The organism is Candidatus Poribacteria bacterium, assembly GCA_026702755.1.
GTDB lineage: Bacteria > Poribacteria > WGA-4E > WGA-4E > WGA-3G > WGA-3G.
Genome location: JAPPBX010000079.1, coordinates 26,229 through 48,014, shown reverse-complemented (window position 1 = coordinate 48,014; position 21,786 = coordinate 26,229). Strand labels below are relative to the sequence as shown.

Sequence of the window (21,786 nt, the reverse complement as noted above, 5' to 3'; positions counted from 1 at the left end):
CTGCGTCATCAGCTTCGCCTGCGTCGGCAGCGGCATCGTCTGCGGCTGCGTCATCAGCTGCGGCATCGTCATCAGGTGCATCTTCAGCGGCTACGTCATCGGCCGGTGCTTTTTCCTCAGGAGCAGGTTCTTCTGGCGGTGGCGGCGGTTCAGGTTGGTTGTCCCACGCATCACCCGTGAACTTCACCATCGCTCCGGCTGGCGTATTTACGATATAACCTTGACCACCATCAATACCGAAGCCATAACCTTCGTCAGCAACCGTGTAACCAACGAAATTCTGCGTCGCAGCATCCAAGCGGATGACAACTGTCGCACCGAGCATCTCTGCTAAAGATTTCGCTGTATATGGTTCTGCTGGCATCAATGGAATGGAAATCATGTTCAAGCCGGGTCCAAGTGTGACATCGAAACCAGGAACTATCGGTTCTGGTTCTGGTTCTGGTTCCGGCGGTGCTTCAACAGGGGCAATCGTCAACATCGCTGTCGGTTCTTCCCAAGCAAACGCTTCACCCACATCACCAACACCTTGAATCCCTTCGTGTGGCGCAATCACACCACCTTCGGTCGGAACGCGTGCGTTACTGCCTGGCGGATCAATCTCAGCGTCTAAACCGAGCGGTCCCGGAATATCAGAAGCCATCTCCGTGTTATCTTCACTACCAGCGTCATAAGCCATTAAGTCGATCGTCGTAGACACAGGCATACCGGCTTCATCAAAGAGGGGTACGTCAATAGCGGCGATGAACGCATCGTTCGTTGAGACCAACATTGAGCCGACAGAGAGCGAAGAATTCGTTTTATCAGCAGTTACGGTAACAGTCGTAGATTGCCCCGGCATCGTATATCTGCGCGATCCATCCGCATTCATAGCGATCGCGACGTTCGCGCCAGCAGCTTGTGCAAGTGCGACGAGTCCTGAAATATCTCCACCCTCAGCCATTGCAACGATCGCTTCATTCGCGGGTTGACCGACTTCAGCGAGTTTAACACCGGCGGCATGTGCTACAAAGATCGCAGGTGAGAACGTTTGTCCACTGACACCGTGTTCACCCTCAGTGAGGTTCGTGAGTGTAATCTCGAACATCTGGCTGACAGGTTCAGGGGCTGGTTCTTCAGCAGGCGCATCTTCAGCTGCGTCATCGGCAACTGCGTCATCAGCGGCTGCGTCATCAGCCTCAGCATCATCAGCGGCTGCGTCATCAGCCTCAGCATCATCAGCCTCAGCCTCGGTATCATCAGCGGCTGCGTCATCAGCCTCAGTATCATCCGCTTCGGTATCATCAGCGGCTGCGGCATCAGCCTCAGTATCATCCGCTTCGGTATCATCAGCGGCTGCGGCATCTGCAGCGGGAGCAGTTACCATGCCATCCATAGTTGTGACTTCTAATTCAGCGGCAGCGGCATCAGAGAGAACAACACCTGTTAAACTAATAGTGGACGCTTTCGCTTCAATGACTTTAAACGTTACCGTAGCGAGCGTGCCATCGGCGGCTGCGGCTGCTGTTGCTCCACCAGCACCAACCAATACACTGCCATCACCAGGTCTTATAACTGGAAACGCGCCTGCAGGCAGGTAATCGGCGTTTGCAGCAGAAACATATTCGAGCGCAGTCGCATCGAAGTTTACGGTTGCTTGGTAACCGACGACCCCTGCACCACCCGTTACATTAATATTCACCATGAGTTGTTCCCCAGCCGCTGGAGATTCTACTTCAGCGGGGTCCACAGAGACAACGGCTGCGCCGTAACTCATGGCTGTAAATCCCAAACACATTACAACAGCTAATAAGGAAAAAAGGACTTTCCTATTAAAAAGCTGGTCTTTCATAAGACACTCCTTATAATTCATTGATATTGTGACGTTTTCTCTACCTTTCGGTACAGATGTAGATTCTCGTTTGAGAACAGACGTACCGCAAAATATAGGATCGCCTTGATACCCGTGTGCTTCCGTCAGACGCGCAAAGGCGGTTCGTTTAAACGAGGTTCTTAAAAGTAAGTTTATCCTAATGTTAAAACGTTGTCAAATCAAATTCAGTTTAAATTAACAATTTTTTTTGCAAATGCAGGAGAAACTATCCTTTGTTAATTTTTAAGTATACCATAAACCCTGAAACAAAACAAATTAATTTGGAGTTACGCGACTCGCCCGTAAAACTTTCGTCGTTAGGTGTACTTGTAAAGCGCAGCTAACAGGTTTACGTAAGTCCTGCTAAAAACAGATTATTGACTTGCGCGCGGCGCAAGCGTATTCCAAACCTCAGCTAACTCAAAAACAGCCTTGTAAACCGGATAAATCGACTCCCACATGGCTTTGCGCGCTGCGGTAGCAGCATCCTCATCCCCTTCGGCGAGAGCAGTCTTGAGTTGATTGCCCATCTCTTGTTGGACTGCTGCGCATGTTTGCGTCAATTCTTCAAGCAATTGTGCTGCGTGTATCTGCCGAGCAACGAGTTCCGCGACCGATACCTGCACATCGGGATCAACATCGTAAGCGCGAGGTGGCGAAAAATTGTGTGGTAACCGTTCCCCATCCTCTGTACGCGGTGTATGCGTCGGGTGAATATGCGGTGTAACAGAGAGATACATCGTCATCGGTTCATCACCAAGAACGCGCACCGTATGGGGCTGATCCGCCAGAGCGACGCACATTTGTCCCGGTCCTAACTCTTCAGTTTCACCCTCAATTTCAAATTCGACGCGCCCTTCCAGAATCAGGAAAATTTCATGCCCCAAGTCATGGCTATGAAGTTGGGCACTCTGCCCAGGTTCCATCTTTAAAAAGCGTGAGCGAATTTGCGGTGTTACCAACACATTCCGTATATCCGTGCGGTAATCGTAAACAGGAAATCCCATTGCGTTCCTCCATGCACTTTTGAGATGAATATAGCATTTTCCATGAAAAATGTCAAGGCAAATTAAGGGATCGGTGTGCTTTTTCGCTTGACACTCTCTTTAAATATGATAAAATATCGGTAAAAAGCACGATACTTTATTTGTAAAAAGCACGATACTTTATTTTTTGAATTGGAAGGACATAAACTATGGATTTGACACGCCAACCACCACGTCGCCCTTCAAACTTGGGTATTGCTGGAATTGTCGGTGTAGCACGGATGACAGACAAGGCACGCGCACATAACGCCGAAACCATCGGTGATTATATCTACGGTGAAAGCTCAGGTTTGGACCAGCGCGCCTTAACGTTTTTAGGAATTTCCGCCGACGCTTTCGCAGAAGTGGTTGATGAACATGATGATTCTGCACTCGGACACTGGATCCTTGAAACAAGCGGAAAAACAGCCGCAGAAATTGCCGAGTTTAATGATGCTGCACTCACCCAACTACCAGACACGGAGGCACACAAACAACGATTGAAGGATCGACTCGCTCGCTTTGCGCCCGGTAGAACCGATATTACGACGGTGCTTCAGTCCATGGAACTTGACGATTGGGGAAGCTTCTGGCAGGTCGACTTAACCGCCGCTCCACCACGCAGCGCACGTGCGAGAGACATCGCTGGTATCTGTGGTGTTGCGCGCATGGCAGATAAAGGACGTGCCGAACGCGCCGGGAAAATCGGTGAATACGTATACGGCGACAATTCTGGACAAGATGTACGCATCCTAACGTTTCTCGGTATTTCAGCTGCAGATTTCCAAGAGGCAGCAGTCAACAATCCAAACGACCTTGAAATCGGTGCGTGGGTACTGGAAAACTGCGGTAAATCACAGGACGAGATTGAGACGTTCAACCAGACGTTGGTAAACTACGGGCCCAATGAAACGACGCGGGAACGGTTTGAAGCACGATGCCAAGAAGTAGATCCGACCCGGACAGATATTACAACCTGGGTAGAACTTCAGGACGTGGACGATCAACTGAGTTTCGGTATTGTTGACCTCCAACGTCGCGCACCGCGCAGCCCCTACAACACAGATGTCTACGGGATGGTTCAACTCGCACGGTTGATTGACAAGGGAAGAGCATTTAACAGCAACACATTAGGTGCTTATTTTTATGGCGAGGATTCAGGGATTGATCGGGCAACGCTCGCTTTCCTTGGCATCTCTGCTGCAGAATTCGCTGAAGCACTAAAGACATTGCCAACCGATGCAGAAGTCGAGACATGGCTGAAAGCAGATTATTCAAAAAGCGAAGCAGATATCGAAGCCTACAACGAACGGATGACCCAAATGGGTCCCACAGATGAACGCTATAAGGCGATAATGGCAAATATGATTAACAAGATTGCGCCAGAGCGTACAGACATTAATACATGGTTCGCGCTGATGGCTCTTGACGATGAGAAGACCTTCGCGTTGTAAACGGAACAACAAAAGGAGGACAAAGCTGCCGGCACGTCTAAGTTGTGACAGGCGGGCAGCTTCCTTTATTTTCGTATAGCCTCTCCAAGAGGAGTGAGAAATGAAAAACCTTGAAGCGATTGCCAATGTCCAGTCTGGGAAAAGTAGTGTTGCTAATGCAGCCTGGTGGGGATTCGATCCGGAAGATGCGACAGAAGTACTGCAAGCCGCTATTGATTCCGGCGCGAAGCGGGTGGTTGTTCCCAACATGCACACCGATTGGATAATTCGACCAATTCGGCTCGCTGGAAATCAAGAATTGATTTTTGAGCGTGGAACCATCGTCTCAGCAAAACGGGGTGAATATCGTGGCGGAGGCGATTCGATGTTCACGGCACAAGATGTCGAGAATCTTACTATCCGTGGGTATGGTGCGACCTTCCGCATGTGGAAACAGGACTATATTAACGGGCTTGTGCTTGAACAATTCGGCTGGCACCGCTGGTATGGGCAGTATCCGAAAGCGGAGTGGCGAATGACACTATCAATCCGAGGTAGTAAAAACGTAAATGTATCAGGTTTGACGCTCAAAGATAGTGGTGGGGACGGTATTTACGTTGACGGCGGTAAGGACCGACATGCCTCTGAAGATGTGGTACTACGTGACATTATCTGCGACAATCACTACCGACAGGGTATCAGCGTTATTAGTGCTGAAAATCTTAAGGTTGAGAACTGTGAGTTTTCAAATACATGGGGAACCCCACCGGCTTCGGGTGTGGACATTGAACCTGACAAAAGTGATCAACTGATAAAAAATGTAGTTTTCTCCGGATGCCAGTTTGTTGATAATGTCGGTGACGGTATTGAAGTGTTTTTAGCACATACCACCGGAGAAACTGAGGACGTGACACTCCGCTTTGAAAATTGCCACGTGAGCAGTCAGCACGGAACAGGTATCCGTGTAACGAAAATTGGAGACAACGGACCGGGAGGCAGCATCGAATTTGATAACTGCACAGTTGAGAGCACTGTCGGTTATGGCATCAAGGTTCAGGAAAAGTCCTTGAAAGGCGCACGCGTAACCTTCACCAATTGCAATGTGATTAACGCTGCCAGCGACCAACAGTTCGGCGGCGAATGGTCTCCGATTTCGTTATCCTTACCACAACCGGACATCGTTCAGACGATGGGCGGTATCGATTTCATCAACTGCTTCGTTGAAGATAACCGCGACCGTCCCGCTGTCGAATTCACCCAACCGAAAAGCGATTTTCCACTTCACGACATCACAGGAACACTTACAGTGTTGAATCCAAACGGCGTACGCGCCGAGTTGGGTAAAGAACGTGAGAAACTTCCGCTGATTGTTCGCGAATACGCATAGGATATAGGGGGTCATTCAACCGAACCTATACATTACCATGGCAACAGAAAAACCACTCCCCGCTGAACCTTTACCTTCAGAGACCTCGAATGCTGTTTTGAAGGATTTCTATCAAAATGGTGCGACGATTATCCGCAATGTACTCTCACGTGAAGAGTGCGAACGTATTATTGCGCGCGTTGATGAAATCTTCGCTGAACCATACTTTATGGAGATGCGCAACGTTAAAGGTTCTCGGCAAGACGGAAAAGCCCCTATTGTCGTGCATCGCCTTTTTGAGTGCGACCTCATGTTCCGGGACCTGCTCGTGCGTGAACCGATTATTAGCATCGCCGAAAATGTGTTAGGGGAGCACTGCCACTGTATCGCCCAAGGTTGCATCCTCAACCGAAAAGATTTAGGTATCAACCGATTTCATGTTGACGACGGCGTAGAGTTTCCGATCACACCTGAGATGGAACGGCATGATCCGAGACTGCGGATGCCTGTGTTCCGTATGTCCGTGCAAATTGCCCTGACCGATCAGGACGATATTAAATATGGACCATCCCAATTCGTTCCGGGTAGCCACTACTCTGGGAGACAACCCGATGATCCAGAACATCCAACCTTTGAAGGCTCAGAACCTGTCTCACTCCTCATGAAAGCGGGGGATCTGTATCTGCTCAACGGACAGACATGGCACCGAGGCATACCAAACCAAACGGATCGGGTTCGCTACCTATTCCACCAAGTTTACGGACAACGCTTCGTTGCGCAGCGGTTTTGGCCCTATCTAAACTACCGTATGCCCGACTACGTCTTGGAGGGTGCCGATGAACGTCTACTGCGCGTTCTTGGAAAACACCCCGAAATGGCTTACGGTTGACATATCCTATCGAATGAATTCAGATATTTTAGCAACAAATCTGATAAACCCAATCAAACCTGCCTACAATTCCGCACATGCTACGGGATATACAAGTGGAGGTTACCTATTTTTTATGAAAATTTAAAGGAGATTCATCATGTTTATTGAAATCATCAACCAAGATGGGAAATATAATTCTTCCTATCGCGGGATGGTGAATATTCAGTATGTACACCAGATTCAGATAATCAAAGGAAGACATCGTTCATACGAGTTGCATATTAATCTGTCAAATTCACCCAGCATAGAACTACTCGGCACGAAAGAAGAATGCGAGCAATTCTACAATCAATTGCAAGAGGTGTTGAAAACGTATCAACAATTATCCGTAACTGACACACTTGTTTTTCCACCCCAATTGTTGTCAGAAACGCCTTTGGACGGGAACAAAGTTGAATAAATTTACCGCACTCAATCTTGAGCTGCTATTTGCACTCACCTTTATCACGCACAGTCTCATCTCTTGTACACATATTCCTATGAACTATCAGAAAAAAGCAAAGCAGGTTGTCCAGCATACTGAGGCGGTATCCTGGGGCTACGAAGCGGAGAATGGACCGGACGTTTGGGCGCAGCTCAGTCCGGAATACATCCTCTGCGCTGAGGGAAGATGCCAATCACCAATTGATCTTGTGAACCCTACGCCAACCAAACTTCCGCCTATTCCGTACGACTACCGCCCAACAAGTATGAATGTCCGAAACACTGGTCATACAATTGAAGTTTCGTGTCCAGAAGGGAACTGGATTGAGGTTGATGGCACGCGGTATCAGCTGCTCCAATTCCATTTCCATGCACCGAGCGAACATACGGTGGTCGGTCAACCCTTTGATATAGAGGCGCACTTCGTTCATAAAAGTGAGGATGGCGCGTTGGCAGTCGTTGGATTGCTAATTGAGAGCGGTCGTCACAAGTTCGCATTTGACCCAATCTGGTCCCATTTACCCGCAGTCCCAGGTGAAACACAACATATTAAGAATGTTACTGAAGACGGCAGCTTGATAGTTGATCCTCGTTTTATGTTCTCACCAAATGATCAGATAACCGACGAAGCCCCCTCGCGTTTTTGGAACTACTATCGTTACGACGGTTCGTTGACAACCCCGCCTTGTTCAGAAGGTGTCAAATGGATTGTGCTGACAACCCCGATCGAGATGTCTGAAACACAAATCGCAGCGTTTAAAGCGATTATTCATGATAACAACCGGCCGGTACAACCCTTGAATGAACGAAAACTGCTCGTGAATTCCACTGGGGACGAGTAATTGCCCCCAAACGCTTCACAGAAATACTCCGAGAAAACGGGGCACTTGAACGCGGCGATGTTACATGGATAGAACGGGAACTGCACCCACGCATAGGGGGTGCCCTTCCTGAACATAACAACCGAAAAAATAGGGGAAAGTAATAAATGATCGCTACAATATTTGATATTGATGGCACCCTGGTCGAAAACTTCGGTTTCGATGATGCCTGTTACATTTCCGCAATAAGAGAAGTCCTGGGTGAAGTTTATATCTATAGTGATTGGAGCAAATACAAAAACGTCACCGACACAGGTAGTTTGCGACAAATCATGGAGGAGAATAACATTCAGGAAAAAGGACAAGTTGAGGAAGTTCGCACAAAATTCGGCGAATTGATTCGGCAGTACCTTCAAAACGGCGGAAAATGTCGTCCAAAAGAAGGAGCTATTCATCTGATTAATAAACTTACCACTGCAGAAGACTACGAAGTTGGATTCGCGACAGGCGGTTGGAGACATACTGCCCAAATGAAACTTCAACATGTAGGATTTAACTTGGAGAACACGGTTCTAACTTCCAGTGATGATGGTGATGAGCGCGTAACGATTATGAACAAGTGCCTATCGCAGTTAGGGCATTGCTTCCAACGTGTCGTATACATAGGCGATGCTGAATGGGATATGCAGGCGACCCAAGAACTCGGATGGCACTTTATAGGTGTCGGCGCGCGCCTAAAGGGAAAATGTGAATTTTGGGTTGAAGACTTTTCGAGTTACAATACATTCATGAAAATGCTACATGTCTAAAATCGTAGTAACCAGATAAGTGTTGTTTTTCGCCTCTGGCTTGCTGTCTTCCGCGCCAATAGTTATCGTTTCTTACAGTTATGAAAGCGGTTGACACGGCTTACGCATTACTTGGAGGTAAGCCCCAGTTTGGACGAAATAGCCATATCCCAATCCCCGGTGAACACCCACCAATTTGTCATGGTTTTCTCTCCGTATCGAATCCGATTTCCATGCCCGGGCATATTCTGCATCCAGTAGATATACCATTGTGACTCCACACGTTGCGGAATCTCAGTAAGGTTCGCGTCGGGCCACTGATAGGTCAAATTTCCCCAGGTATCAACATTAACCACTTTCTTTGAACCGTTATTATCAGGGGTCCAATCTTCAATATCACTCTCGACATGTGCGGAGCTTTGAGTATCGTAGTGTTTGGTTGTATTCGGGGGCATGTGTGTCCAGCCCACACGTCCTGTGATGAAATCTTCATTTTCGTCTTGACCGACAAATTTTTTCCAAAAAAGGTCTGTATTACCGTGCTGTAAATGATTGACATGGCTCAATATCGCTTCCAATTGATGTCCATGGTTATGAACGGCTTCCGCTTGGGTGCGCCTGAAATTTTGTCCATAAACCGTATAGGTTGAATTATACACAGGTAAATCAGTGTTATCCCGATTGCTGTTGGAAATGTCACCAGTCAGAGGACTTGACATGTTGGATTCCCACCAATTTCTGAAATTTTCAGGCTTATGGAGCCTTGGATCATAACTCGGAAAATCAGGCGAAACTCCGCCCATCCATACCCAAATCTCTTTGACACCTAAGCTGTTGACATAATGTGCCATATCAAATCTCTCGAATATCTGATAAAAATCAGGCGCATAGATAGGAAATCCATTTACCTCTCCAATAACAGAACCACGAGGTGTTTGTTCATAAACCGTAATATATGCTACCACCCGATAACCTATCGATGGCGCGACCGAAGGTGTTTTATAGCCTCTAAATCGACTGCCTTCTTCGAGCATAAACTTAATGCGCTTGTCAAAAACATCAATTCTTTCCTTCAGTGCCTCCAAGGAAATCTCACCGAGGCTCCGATAATCCGCTGCCATGGAGACATCTAAATTTTTTCCATCTGCCGTCGGTAAAAACCTCATGATGACGACAGGAATTTCATAAATATGACCGGGGGCAGGGGTCGCCAGATACGGGTGGATTGGCTCGAACACCGGGGAAATCTCCTGTGCAAACAGAGCCCATCGCTGTGTTATCATCACAATGAGCATAAAACCTAAAAGGGCTTGTTTTTTATTCATTTTTTCTCACGTATTCGTGTGAAGAAAGAGACATTCTATCTCAATCGCCAAAGCATCTCCAGATAAAGTGTTTATATCACACAAAACACAAAAAAGCACCTCCTCCAGACATGATTATTATAGCAACTTATATACGCTGTGACAATCTTTTAATGGAAAGTCTCTACAGAAAAGGTGGACAAAGTGATACGGTTAAAGTATAATAATATCCGACCGAGTAATAGAATCTAAGAAAGATTATAGGGTAGAACTTGGGTGGCACTATTAAGTATCCCTAACACGCCTGACGATATTACACCGCAATGGCTCACTGAAGCACTATGCTCAACAGGAACGCTCCCGAATGTCGTTATAACATCACTTTGTATTGAACCAATTGCGGAATTCACTTGTGCTGGACAGTTAGCACGTTTGCATCTTAGTTTTAGTCAATCTCAATTGACACTACCAAGCACATTGGTTGTCAAATTACATGCGCCAGACGAACCGCTGCGAGCGAAAACACGCCCATTTACGCCAGATAAGTGTGAAATTCTGTTTTATCAGCACCTTGCCGATGAGATACACCTTCGCACGCCCTATTGCTATTACAGTGCTATGAACGTCACCGATGGGAAGTATGTTAGGATTCTTGAAGACCTTACACCCGCAAAAGTCGGAGATCAAATCAGAGGAAGTACAGCGGAAGAAACAGCTCTTGCTCTTCGCGCAATTGCCGGTTTTCACGCCCACTGGTGGCAAAGTGAGAAGCTTGAAGGATTTGATTGGTTAGTTGGTTCACCAACGGATTCCGATTCCATTGCCCGTTGGGTTCTCAATCAATACCAAAACGCATTTCCCATTTTTGTTAGCAAAGCAGGAACTCTGTTGACGGATGCAGCTAAGGCTTTCGGAGAACAATTACCTGAGAAATTAGCGGACAAATCCCAATTCAGGAAACCACCGAGAACCTTGGTCCACGGTGATTTTCGCTTGGAGAATGTATTTTTTGGTGCTTCTCTTGGAAAGCAAAGCTTTGCTGTGATTGACTGGCAGGATATATCACGCGGAGAGGGAGTTTGGGACGTTGCATGGTTTATCGGCGGGTGCTTACAAGTTACATCAAACCGGCAGGTGGAGGAACAGCAGCTCCTAAAAATCTATCACGAAACACTAAAGGCAAATGGCGTTAATGGATATACCTTCGAGGCATGTTGGGAAGACTATCGCCTCGCTATGTCACGTTACTTCGTCCAAGCGGTACTTATGGTAGCTTCGCTAAATTCAGAAAATGACAGGGAAAATAAACTCGCACAAGGAGTAGCCGAGCGATTTATTGCGGCGATTACTGATTTGCACTTAACCGAGGAATAAAAAAGGGTATTTGGACAATTTGCATCGTAAACCAAACAAAATATGATATAATTGATTTTCAAGATATCTCGCGGATTTATGAAAGGAAAAATGTATTTATACCACGGAAGCAAACAGTCATTCTCGAAGTTAAAAAAACATAAGGCACACGCGCCACCGGAAAGACCTCCCGAAGAAGCGTTGGAAGCAATCTATCTCACGCCGGACTTTCTTTTCGCACTATTTTGCGCGGCAGGTCCACCAGGAACCAATAGAATGGGGATGGCGGGAACCGATAAGATAGGTGTGACGGAACGACTCGTTTCCTTTGACAACCCCGACCAGTTTGAACCGGATGAGACAATTTATATTTATTTTGTGGACCTCACAAAAATTTCAGACGACAAAAAAATCTACATTGATCCACTGCAAGTTGCCATAACCGAGGATGAGATAATACCAGACAAGGTGGAAACCTATAAATCCGCCGACCTGTTGAACTACTATCGCCTTGTCGATAAATTCGATTGACACACCAGTTATAATATAACGCAAGCTGCCATCTTTGTAGCATAGACTGTTAGTCTGTGCTTTTGCATCGGCAAACTAACAATTTACGCTGTGAAATGCCACGGATAATCAGCCTCATTGCCTAAATCTTGTCCGTAGCAACTTGGGTTAATATAGGAGAACCATTAAAAGGAGGAAACATCATGTTTATTGCCACTTACAATGCTATCTATGCCGTTGGAGATGATGGAAATAGTGAACCTACCGTAGTCTATAACGGCACAGACCATCAAATGGCTCCCCATGGCGCAATGGTTTCACTGTCAGACGGTCAAGCCGTGGTGTCTGCCTTGTCGGATGGAACGCTACTGGTTTTATCGGAAGATAGTGAGAAACGAATTCCAACAGGTATAGAGGATCCAATCGCTTCGTTGCTCATTGTTCGTGAGGATCCGTTGACACTGCTCATTGGAACAGATGAGGGTGCTTATGTCTATCGCCTCGTTGGAGAAGGAGGACCCGCTGAACGGGTCGTCGCGTTTGACGAATTAGAATGTCGGAAAGATTGGTACACGCCGTGGGGCGGTCCCCCAGCCGTACGGACGCTTGCCAAAACCCAAGACGGTTTTTGTTACGCTGACATCCATGTGGGAAGCATCATGCGTTCCAACGATGAAGGGACTTCTTGGGAACCCGTCACGCCGGAACTTCATAAAGATGTCCATCAGGTCGCTACGTGTCCTGCAGACGATAATCGAGTTTATGCGAACACGCAAAACGGTGTTTATGTCAGTAGAGACCGAGGGAACTCGTGGGCAAATCGGATCGAAGGTTTACCGCGTCGCTACGGCACCGCTATCGCTGTACATCCAGCAGACCCAGACCTACTGATCGCCACAGTCCAAAACGGACCGAGAGGCGGTGGTGCTTGGCTCTGTCGTTCGGAGAACGGCGGCTCAACGTGGACTGAACTCAACAATCACCTCACAGAATCCACCGATCGGATTAGCACAGGCTGTATTGCTTTCACATCCGATGGAACAGCATGGGCGGTGATTGGAAAGACGCTTTACATCGGGCGGGATCAAGCCACGGATTGGCGTACTTTCTGGACAGCCCCCGAATACGATGGTGAGTACCAGCCACCGTCCGACGAGTACTCTCTGTCTCATCTCCTTGAGTATCCGATCCAAATCCTTGCTGCTTAGCACAACATTTGGGTTGGTGTTGAGGAGATAGAAACTATGAATGTATTAGGTATCGACTTTACTTTCTTTGCGGTGAGCGATATGCAGAAATCGCTCACCTTTTATCGTGACCTGCTTGGGATGCCACTGGCATGTTTAGTGCATGAAGGCACATGGGCAGAATTTGAGATAAATCCCGGCACACTGGTATTAGGACAGGGTTACGATTTCACACACCCCGGTGGAGGGACGGTCGCGCTTGCTGTTGAAGACGTTAAGGCTGCCTTAGAAGAATTAGAACAAGCAGGAATTCACGCCCATTCACCTTTGGGTGAATCCGCTGTATGTTTTTGGGCGATTATTGAAGACCCTGATGGCAATCGTGTCATCCTCCATCAACGAAAGGATGGAACAGTCGGTTGAGATGTCGGTCAGGGACAATATAGGAGAATCCGTTGATACAATACGCAAAGGAATTTCTGACACTGCAAGTTAGATTCGCTCAGAAAATCACCGAAGTCTCCAATCAAGCACTGGCAGACGCACTCATCGACTATACAATATTGCGAACTTTGTTCAACTTGCGAGTCTCTCATGATATTCCGAATCCGCTCTGGGATGAATTTATCGACGGTTTTTGCACATCCGATAATCCCGAAGATTGGACATATAACTTCTATCTCCAACACATGGCTGCGGACCCAGATGCTTCTGATGAGAGGCGATTTTTTGGGTGTTTCTCATACGTCTATCCATGGCGCGGCACGAAAAAACTTCGGCTTCACTTTGAAAATCGTGAGACCTCTGACCACGGGACATTGAGTAAGGAAAGAATGCCACTCCGAAAGTCGGAGTTATCAGCGATGTTTCGCTATATCCAAGCAAATCATCCCGATGTAGAAACAGTGCGCGGTGGTTCGTGGCTCTATAACATTCCAGCCTACCTGAGACTCTTCCCGCCAGACTATGTCAAAACAGCGAAACCGGTCAGTTATGAAACCACATTCTGGGCGTTGTGGGGACAATTTGTTGCCCGCCACGGATCCGTTCGCCAACCCGCCGCTGCACAATTTTTGGCGTGTCTCAAAGCGCAGAAAACTGTTGAAGGCTGCCTCCAATGCTTTCCGTACCAAGTGCTGAGACCTGAATGTTCTATTGAGACATTCTACGATTTCTATAACTTGTGAGCTTTAAACAGCGATTTTCCGCGGTCTATACAAGCGTTCGATTTCCTAATCCAATGTTTTATTTTTTCAAGGAATTTATCATGAACATCAAAAACAGACACATCACAAAACTCACATTCATATTGACGATTACGGCATTTGTTATTGGACTTTCCGCTTGCGAGCGTGTTCACCAAATAATAGAACCCGAGATTTCTGAAACAGATGTTCCCGTACGCGACCATGTTTGGGTCGTCGATCAGAACGGTGTTGAGGTGCCTGTACCGGGGACATGGGTGCTTGTATCGCACACGCACTTAAACTCAACCTCTACAATCGGCGAAAGTTTCACCTTACCGCCAGATGATCCGCATAGCATCCAAATATCGGATGGAACATACACAGATGGGGAAGGCATCCTCTGGACAAAGATACGGGTAACGACCTCCAGTGGTGACCAGTGGCAGTTCGTTGAACGCGTGGACACAAGGACTTCACCACATCGACTCTATGTTGTTGTCACAGTCGATGATAACGGACTGCCTACGCTTGAATATGGCGAATATCCTTTCGATTTGCCGGGACATAACGTACAAATCTGGGAGAAACAATAAAAATGGTTCAAAGGATTGAAGAACAGGACGGACACATGTTTCTCCACTTTGGTGATCCGCCAAAGGATGTAGGAAAAATTGAATTTGTCAACTGCGTCGCGCATCAACAAAACCGGATACTCTTCTGTAAATGGCGCGACAATAACTTCTGGGTAATACCCGGAGGACGCGTTGACCCAGGAGAAACGGCAGAAGAAACAGCCCACCGTGAACTTTTGGAAGAGACAGGCGCGACGCTGGAAAATATCGAAGTTCTGTGCTACATACACTGCTTCATGTACAACCTCGAATATTGAGGGATGGCTTACTTAGGGGAGATTAAAGAATTGGGTAGTCCAACGGATCTTAATGAAGTCAGTGAAGCGAAATTGTTCTCGGAATTCCCAGACAACCTATCCAATCCAGGACCGTTTGGAAACCAAAGCAGAGCATTATATCAAGCGGCAATGCGTAAACTATCTGAGGCAGACCGTTAAAAGAAGTGGTAATTGAACTTCCAATACCTTCTTATTTTAGATTTTACTAAAAAATTTTGATGTTTTTTGCAGATTTTTTTGACATTCACCGAAATTGTGAGTAAAATTAAAACAATTCGTGCGATTATCCGCAAATTTATCGTGATTTTTTTGACATTCGCGAGAATGGCGGGTATAATTAAAAGATAATGAGATTCGTTATCAATTTTTAGAAACGCGATCTCTAACATAAAATCAAAAAAGTAAACTGAACGCCACTAAATATGATAATGAGTCTCAATATCATATTAGAAAAACAACATATATATTAATGAAGAAACAACTACTTTTCCTCGTGATTTGGGGAATGTCTATTTTATTAAGTGTCAGTGCTACTGCTGAATCAAATCCATTCTCGGTTTCTGGATATGGCGTGATTAACTACTCCCACTTCGATTGGGAACTCGACCCAGATAGGCGCGCTGCTATTGACGTGGAACGTTTCGTCATTGCGCCAAAATATAGTATCAACGATACTATCCGACTCGAATCGGAACTTGAGTTCGAGCACGGTGGCACCGGCAGTACAATGGAATTCGACAAATTTGAAGAGTTCGGGGAATTTGAGACAGAGATTGAAAAAGGCGGCGAAGTGATCGTCGAAAAACTCGCCGCTGTTTTCTCCTTCCAGCCATCCTTCAACCTCCGCGTTGGACACATCATCGTTCCAGTGGGACTCGTCGCGAAACGGCACCGACCACAACACTACTTTACAACAACGCGTCCGGAAGCGGAGACACACCTCATCCCGACGATTTGGCACGAAACCGGTGTTGAAATCTTCGGTTCACTCGGTTCACTGAACTATCAAGCACAGATTATCAACGGATTGGATTCAACCGGCTTTAGTTCCCGGCACTGGATAGTTCGTGGACACCAACTGCGATTTGAAACTGTGAATGCTGAAGCACCTGCGTTCGTTGGACGACTCGATTACACGTTTAACGGAAACGCGACCGTCGGTATTTCCGGCTACTACGGCGACACTGCAGCGAACCGACCGAAACCTGACGTGGATTTCGATGCACACGTCGGGATTGTCAGTTTTCACGGATTTTATGAGGTGAATGCGGTGAAAGTGCGCGGGTTGCTCCTCTGGGGAACGCTTGAAAATGCGGATCGACTGTCTAAAGTTAACCGCACACTCTCCAATAACCTCAATGTGAAGCGAACACCGATAGGAAGCTCAGCCTTGGGTTGGTACGTCGAGGCAGGCTACGATATTCTATCATTTTTCAGGCAACCAAACAACAGTGCGGAACATCCCAATCTGAAGGACACCCCTCCAGATAAGGCTTTAGATGTCTTCGCGCGTTACGATTATTACGATACGATGGCGAGCGTTGAAGGAATTATCTTCGACAATCCGCGGTGGGAAAGGCGCACATGGACTTTCGGTATTAACTACCACATCCATCCAAAGATGGTTTTCAAGAGCCACTATTCTCTCCGACGGTTAGCAACGAAGGATAAAAATAAGGAAAATACCTTCGCGCTCGGTTTCGGTTTTCAATATTGATAAGAGTTTTCAGTTGTCAGTTTTCAGTTTGCCCCGCAGTGAGAGTTAAGAGTCCTCTTGGAGCAGTAATAGATACTTTTACTACCACAGGAGATTAACTGAAAACTGATAACCGATAACTGATAACCATTCCATGGAGATGTTCATGAAACTCTATAAGATTTGGACACTTTTTGACGCAGCTTGCAAGTCAAAACTCGTTATAGGACTGTGTTGTTTGCTCCTCGCATCCACTTTTGTTGTGGGATGCGGAAGTGATGAAGACGAGGAACAAAACAACCTACAGGCTGAAACTTTTGATGCTGGCGCGATGCTCAACGATTTTGCCAATACGGTTGTATTAGCCACATACATCGATTTGGATAAAAAAGCAGGTGAGTTGTTAGCAGCCATCAAAGTCCTGAAAGCTGATACCTCGCAAGCAAATCTTGAAAAAGCGCAACAAGCGTGGATAGCAACGCGGAAGCCGTGGGAACAGAGCGAAGCGTTCCTGTTCGGTCCAGTAGACACACAAGGTCTTGATCCAGCACTAGACAGCTGGCCCGTTGATCACGTTAACCTACAATCCGTTTTGGATAGTGATGACGCATTGACAGTAGATTTTGTCAGTGGATTAGAAGATACACAGAAAGGATTTCACACAATTGAATTCCTGCTGTTCCGTGATGGCAACCAACGTAAAGCCTCGGATATAACCGCTCGTGAACTGGAGTACCTCGTTTCAACAACAGAGAATCTCAAGGCGAGTACCTCTCAACTGCGGTTGGCGTGGGCACCAGAAGGTGAAAACTTCAGCAATGCCGTCGCACAAGCTGGCGCGGGAAGTGCCATCTATCCTTCACAGAGTTCCGCCGTGCAAGAGATGGTCAACGGCATGATCACCATCGCTGATGAAGTCGCGAATGGTAAAATCTCTGATCCTTACAACGAATCCGATACAACCCTTGTTGAATCTCAGTTCAGCTTCAACTCCATCTCAGATTTCCAAGACAATATCCGTGGAATCCAGAACGTCTATATGGGAAAATTTATGACGGACGGGCAAGGTCTCAACGACTTCGTGAACAGTCACGACCCTGATTTAGATGCTCGTTTCCAGCAAGAGGTGCAGGCAGCGATTGACGCTATCGGCGCAATTCCAGACCCATTCCGCGATTCGATTACAGCGAACCGTGGGGCTGTCCAAGCTGCGATCAATGCCGTTAGCAAGGTGCAACAGACGCTCGAAGCAGATATACTCACACTTGTTACGTCAAGCGAGTTTAATTAGTAGTAGTAGGCACGCTCCGTCGTGCCGTAAACTCTTAATTCATGTAAACATGAAAAGGCTATTTGGTTTTCATAGGGAACAGCCATTTGTGCTGTTCCCTCATGACACATTCATAGCCTTATTGTAATGTGAATAGCGAAAGAGATGAAACATTTTTACAGTTTATTGTCCTTAACCGTTTTGATGTCAATTCTACTGAGCGCGTGTGATTCCGAATCGCCTGTGGCAATAGAATCAACACCGGTATTTTCCACAAGCGAATTCTCCGGCGGTGAGACGACTGTTTTCGATGCATCAAGCCACGCATTCTCAATCCCTGCGCCTAATCTTTCGGCAGCAGCACTTGAGAAGCATCTGGAAGGTGATGTTGAATTTGAAGCCGTTTTTGTAACAGCTCCTGCAGTAGTAAATCCCGGATTGGGTCCCATCTATAACAACGTCTCGTGCATCAACTGCCATTCTCGTGATGGTCGAGGACGACCACCGAAGATTGACGAAGGGCTCGTGTCCCTGCTTTTCAGACTCAGTCTCCCGAAGGCAGAGGATTCAATAGATGGAAAGCCACCGATTCCGGTGCCTGGCTTTGGGACACAACTTAATAATCGTGCCATTGTGGACGCAGATCCAGAAGGCAAAGTTAAGATTGACTATACTGAGCAGACGTTGACGACAGCAGATGGAACACGTGTGCATCTGCGTTACCCGAACTACACTGTTACGGAAACCTATCAGCCGTTGCCAGAAGATGTCGAAGTATCGCCACGCGTTGCACCAGCCGTCTTCGGACTCGGTTTGCTGGAAGCGATTCCTGAAGATGCCATTCTTGCCTACGCAGATGAAGCCGATGCTGATGGAGACGGTATATCTGGAAAGCCCAACTATGTGTGGGATGTTGTCCAACAGCGTTACACCCTTGGTCGTTTCGGATGGAAAGCCAACCAACCGACATTGCTCCAACAGGTTGCAGCTGCATATAACGACGATATGGGCATAACAACCTCACTGTTTAGGGTTGAAAACTCGGCGGGGCAGTCGCAACTTACTGAACACAGCGCGACACCGGAGGTTAGCGACGAGATTTTAGAAGTCGTCACATTTTACGTTCAAACTCTCGCAGTCCCAGCGCGACGCAACGTGGACGATCCACAGGTCAAACAAGGCGAGCAACTCTTTGCCGAAGCACAGTGTGCGAGTTGTCACATCCCCACGTTAAGAACGGGCGTTTTAGCTGGTGTTCCGTCAGTTAGCAACCAGACAATTCATCCTTACACGGATATGTTGCTACACGACATGGGACCGGAATTAGCAGACAATCGTCCTGATTTTCACGCCAACGGTCGCGAATGGCGGACACCACCCTTGTGGGGTATCGGTTTAGTGAAAAGGGTTAACGGTCATACCAATTTCCTCCATGATGGTAGGGCGCGGGACTTGATGGAAGCGATCCTCTGGCACGGTGGGGAAGCCGAGGCATCTCGGCGAGCCGTTGAACAGATGTCAAAAACAGAACGTGATGCACTCATTGCGTTTTTAGAGTCTCTTTGAAATCCGTTCTAATCTGTGGTATACTAATAAATGTAAAAATAAAAAATTCTAATACTTCATTATAGGAGAAATCATCATGAATCAAGCAACAAACGACGCAATCATCAAAGAACTTACTCGCGCTTATTGGTTGGAGTTGGAAACAACGATTAATTACCTCGCTATTTCTATTGATCTGGACGGCATCCGTGCTGAAGAGATCAAGAAGTCTCTGGCAACAGATATCCAAACAGAAATTACACATGCCCAGGAACTTGCCGCCCGTATCAAGGAAATAGATGGACGAGTGCCCGGTTCGTTTGCCTTTAAACCCGAACAAGCCACGCTTCAACCACCAGAAGATTCAACGGACCTTGTGTCAGCGATCCACGGGGTCATTGAGGCGGAAAATGTCGCGATTCAACAATACAATAAGATTATTCGCCTGTGCGACGGGTTAGACTACGTCACCCAAGACCTCTGTATCAAACTCCTTGCTGATGAGGAAAAGCATCGTAGAGAGTTCAGAGGATTCCTCATGGAATACGAATCAGAGTAACCTCATTAGAACAAACGGAAAAAAGAACAACGGGCATCACTGCCCGTTGTTCTTTTTTAGACATCCAATCTATCTAACACAGTCAGGATTAATTGCGTATTTTTCTGAGAGTTATCTCTTCCTGATCCTCTTCATCTGTGAGAACAAGCGTATCACTCTGTACAACCCAACTAAATTTATAGATCTCACCAAAGATGTCGCTGCGGAACTGTTGCGCGAAATCTTCTTCTGCTGTGCCAACTAATTTCCAAAAATATTGCGGTTCAACACTCACACGAATATCTTGCGTAACCAATGACAACACTGACGCTGAAACAAAATAGGTGCCTTGGTCAGAAAAATCCACTTCCGCCTTAGACAAGGAAACTTGTTCAATTATATTGCTTAAATCTCCAACGAATTCACCACCAATGTCCCGTGCCCACGAACCGTCCTCATCAAAAACAAGACTGTTTTGTGTGAGATGAACCTTCACACCCGTGTCATCAAAGAAGGCATCAATCCTTTCATCAACAGATTGCTCCCCGAACGATACAAATTTCCATCTACCAACCAAATCTTCTGCTCTCTGCTGTGTCTCATCTTCGCCACCACAACCAACTGTCAGTGCCAGAATTGGCACAAAAAGCAGTCGTAATAGTAGAAAAATTTTCTGGATCATCTCTCCCCCAAACTTTGGATAGGTTAGAAGGGTGTTCTATCATCTCGTTTTCAATGCACCCCAGACTGTTGGCAACTTCTGCGTGGGTTCCACACTAAGCCCGATTTCAAAATTTTGGCGGACTTCATCATGCGTGAGAGGTCGATTATAAACACGAACTTCATCAATGATGCCGTGGAAGAACCTCTCTGCCCTGCCACGATTGTTCCCTGCACCGAGATAGACAGCTTCCACAAACGGGATAAAGGTGTCTAATGCTGTTACAATGGAAAGACCCGGAGGGTGCAGTTCACCGTCTATATAGAGAGGTTTTTCTCTCAACTCAAGCCCGACTTTGTCTACATAAGTGTCATTTACGTGAACAATGTGATGCCATTTTCCATCAAAGATCGAAACCGGGATTTCAGAGGTTGTACTCTTGCATCCATTCTTTCCTAATTTATGCCGCATATAGCGGCTAATGGTATCCTTCTTGAAAACAATTTGATCAAAGTGGCTTGAGGCGTTGAAATCCAGTCCCCACCCCATACTACAATCTCTGTCAATAACTTTGAAAAGCGTTGTCCAATCTTTCTTGAAACTGGTTTTGATCCAGGCTTCAAACGTAGATGTACCCATCCAGCTCCCAAAGTCTCCGAGGTTTGTCAAGTTGACATAATCGTCTGAACCATCAAATTCCAAAGCATCCTTTACCTGTCCAGCAACAACTTGGGGGTCTCCTACAATTGTCGCATCATTTTCGCCCCAGACATCTTTAACTGTATTAGCGGCAATGTCTTGTCGATCAAACGTCCAATAACTCACGAGTCCGTCTGTGACGACCGCCTCAGTATATCCGCTGTGGCAAAACGCAGCAACGGCTAATAAGGATATGAAAGGATAGATTAACTTTTTCATTTTAATTATTCCTTAAGGAACTCCGATTCCCGACTCTTCTCCTGGGGGTGTATAAATAATTACGGGCT

22 protein-coding genes are annotated in these 21,786 nt (G+C 46.7%); 17 read left to right on the top strand and 5 right to left on the bottom strand.

The features are described from left to right. Both OXH39_14210 and OXH39_14205 read right to left on the bottom strand, forming a co-directional pair. The coding region (locus OXH39_14210) for a spondin domain-containing protein (GenBank protein MCY3551612.1) at positions 1 to 1,831 on the bottom strand (1,831 nt) is incomplete at its 3' end. Positions 1,832 to 2,226: 395 nt separating this feature from the next. Then, positions 2,227 to 2,859, bottom strand: coding sequence for a cupin domain-containing protein (locus OXH39_14205; GenBank protein ID MCY3551611.1), 633 nt, complete (start codon positions 2,857 to 2,859; stop codon positions 2,227 to 2,229). Positions 2,860 to 3,047: 188 nt separating this feature from the next. Here OXH39_14205 and OXH39_14200 point away from each other — a divergent pair, with 188 nt between their 5' ends. From OXH39_14200 to OXH39_14175, 6 genes are all read left to right on the top strand, one after another. Continuing rightward, on the top strand, positions 3,048 to 4,331 hold the full coding sequence (locus tag OXH39_14200; GenBank protein ID MCY3551610.1) for a DUF5069 domain-containing protein: 1,284 nt from the start codon (positions 3,048 to 3,050) through the stop codon (positions 4,329 to 4,331). A gap of 100 nt (positions 4,332 to 4,431) precedes the next feature. Continuing rightward, positions 4,432 to 5,697 carry a right-handed parallel beta-helix repeat-containing protein gene (locus OXH39_14195; protein ID MCY3551609.1) on the top strand — a complete coding sequence of 422 codons (1,266 nt, stop codon included), beginning with the start codon at positions 4,432 to 4,434 and terminating at the stop codon, positions 5,695 to 5,697. Positions 5,698 to 5,734: 37 nt separating this feature from the next. Then, complete coding sequence (locus OXH39_14190) at positions 5,735 to 6,565, top strand: phytanoyl-CoA dioxygenase family protein (protein ID MCY3551608.1); 831 nt, start codon at positions 5,735 to 5,737, stop codon at positions 6,563 to 6,565. A gap of 139 nt (positions 6,566 to 6,704) precedes the next feature. Beyond that, the gene (locus tag OXH39_14185; GenBank protein ID MCY3551607.1) at positions 6,705 to 7,007 is read left to right on the top strand and encodes a hypothetical protein; all 303 of its coding nucleotides are present in this window, start codon (positions 6,705 to 6,707) and stop codon (positions 7,005 to 7,007) included. Beyond that, on the top strand, positions 7,000 to 7,872 hold the full coding sequence (locus tag OXH39_14180; GenBank protein ID MCY3551606.1) for a carbonic anhydrase family protein: 873 nt from the start codon (positions 7,000 to 7,002) through the stop codon (positions 7,870 to 7,872). Before OXH39_14185 ends, OXH39_14180 begins: the two co-directional genes overlap by 8 nt. 146 nt (positions 7,873 to 8,018) lie before the next feature. Further along, positions 8,019 to 8,660: an HAD hydrolase-like protein gene (locus OXH39_14175; GenBank protein MCY3551605.1), complete on the top strand. Its 642-nt coding sequence runs from the start codon at positions 8,019 to 8,021 to the stop codon at positions 8,658 to 8,660. A gap of 107 nt (positions 8,661 to 8,767) precedes the next feature. Here the strand turns inward: OXH39_14175 and OXH39_14170 are convergent, their stop codons facing one another. Continuing rightward, on the bottom strand, positions 8,768 to 9,964 hold the full coding sequence (locus OXH39_14170; protein ID MCY3551604.1) for a hypothetical protein: 1,197 nt from the start codon (positions 9,962 to 9,964) through the stop codon (positions 8,768 to 8,770). A gap of 255 nt (positions 9,965 to 10,219) precedes the next feature. Here OXH39_14170 and OXH39_14165 point away from each other — a divergent pair, with 255 nt between their 5' ends. From OXH39_14165 to OXH39_14115, 11 genes are all read left to right on the top strand, one after another. Further along, positions 10,220 to 11,317: a phosphotransferase gene (locus OXH39_14165; GenBank protein MCY3551603.1), complete on the top strand. Its 1,098-nt coding sequence runs from the start codon at positions 10,220 to 10,222 to the stop codon at positions 11,315 to 11,317. A 90-nt stretch (positions 11,318 to 11,407) separates the two neighbouring features. Beyond that, positions 11,408 to 11,827 carry a hypothetical protein gene (locus OXH39_14160; protein MCY3551602.1) on the top strand — a complete coding sequence of 140 codons (420 nt, stop codon included), beginning with the start codon at positions 11,408 to 11,410 and terminating at the stop codon, positions 11,825 to 11,827. A 182-nt stretch (positions 11,828 to 12,009) separates the two neighbouring features. After that, positions 12,010 to 13,014, top strand: coding sequence for a hypothetical protein (locus OXH39_14155; GenBank protein MCY3551601.1), 1,005 nt, complete (start codon positions 12,010 to 12,012; stop codon positions 13,012 to 13,014). Positions 13,015 to 13,050: 36 nt separating this feature from the next. Further along, positions 13,051 to 13,416, top strand: a complete 366-nt coding sequence (locus OXH39_14150; protein ID MCY3551600.1) for a VOC family protein — start codon at positions 13,051 to 13,053, stop codon at positions 13,414 to 13,416. 32 nt (positions 13,417 to 13,448) lie between these two features. Continuing rightward, the gene (locus tag OXH39_14145; GenBank protein MCY3551599.1) at positions 13,449 to 14,180 is read left to right on the top strand and encodes a hypothetical protein; all 732 of its coding nucleotides are present in this window, start codon (positions 13,449 to 13,451) and stop codon (positions 14,178 to 14,180) included. An 80-nt stretch (positions 14,181 to 14,260) separates the two neighbouring features. Beyond that, positions 14,261 to 14,773 carry a hypothetical protein gene (locus OXH39_14140; protein ID MCY3551598.1) on the top strand — a complete coding sequence of 171 codons (513 nt, stop codon included), beginning with the start codon at positions 14,261 to 14,263 and terminating at the stop codon, positions 14,771 to 14,773. Between the two features lie 2 nt (positions 14,774 to 14,775). After that, complete coding sequence (locus OXH39_14135) at positions 14,776 to 15,069, top strand: NUDIX domain-containing protein (GenBank protein ID MCY3551597.1); 294 nt, start codon at positions 14,776 to 14,778, stop codon at positions 15,067 to 15,069. A 526-nt stretch (positions 15,070 to 15,595) separates the two neighbouring features. Then, positions 15,596 to 16,807, top strand: a complete 1,212-nt coding sequence (locus tag OXH39_14130; GenBank protein MCY3551596.1) for an autotransporter outer membrane beta-barrel domain-containing protein — start codon at positions 15,596 to 15,598, stop codon at positions 16,805 to 16,807. Between the two features lie 145 nt (positions 16,808 to 16,952). Next, on the top strand, positions 16,953 to 18,077 hold the full coding sequence (locus OXH39_14125; protein ID MCY3551595.1) for a hypothetical protein: 1,125 nt from the start codon (positions 16,953 to 16,955) through the stop codon (positions 18,075 to 18,077). Positions 18,078 to 18,221: 144 nt separating this feature from the next. Continuing rightward, complete coding sequence (locus OXH39_14120) at positions 18,222 to 19,622, top strand: c-type cytochrome (GenBank protein MCY3551594.1); 1,401 nt, start codon at positions 18,222 to 18,224, stop codon at positions 19,620 to 19,622. A 76-nt stretch (positions 19,623 to 19,698) separates the two neighbouring features. Continuing rightward, positions 19,699 to 20,160, top strand: a complete 462-nt coding sequence (locus OXH39_14115) for a ferritin-like domain-containing protein (protein MCY3551593.1) — start codon at positions 19,699 to 19,701, stop codon at positions 20,158 to 20,160. Between the two features lie 88 nt (positions 20,161 to 20,248). Here OXH39_14115 and OXH39_14110 read toward each other — a convergent pair whose 3' ends face one another. Both OXH39_14110 and OXH39_14105 read right to left on the bottom strand, forming a co-directional pair. After that, complete coding sequence (locus OXH39_14110; GenBank protein ID MCY3551592.1) at positions 20,249 to 20,821, bottom strand: hypothetical protein; 573 nt, start codon at positions 20,819 to 20,821, stop codon at positions 20,249 to 20,251. Positions 20,822 to 20,860: 39 nt separating this feature from the next. Further along, positions 20,861 to 21,718 (bottom strand): LamG domain-containing protein, encoded by an 858-nt coding sequence (locus OXH39_14105; protein MCY3551591.1) that lies wholly within the window; start codon positions 21,716 to 21,718, stop codon positions 20,861 to 20,863. Between the last annotated feature and the right edge of the window lie 68 nt (positions 21,719 to 21,786).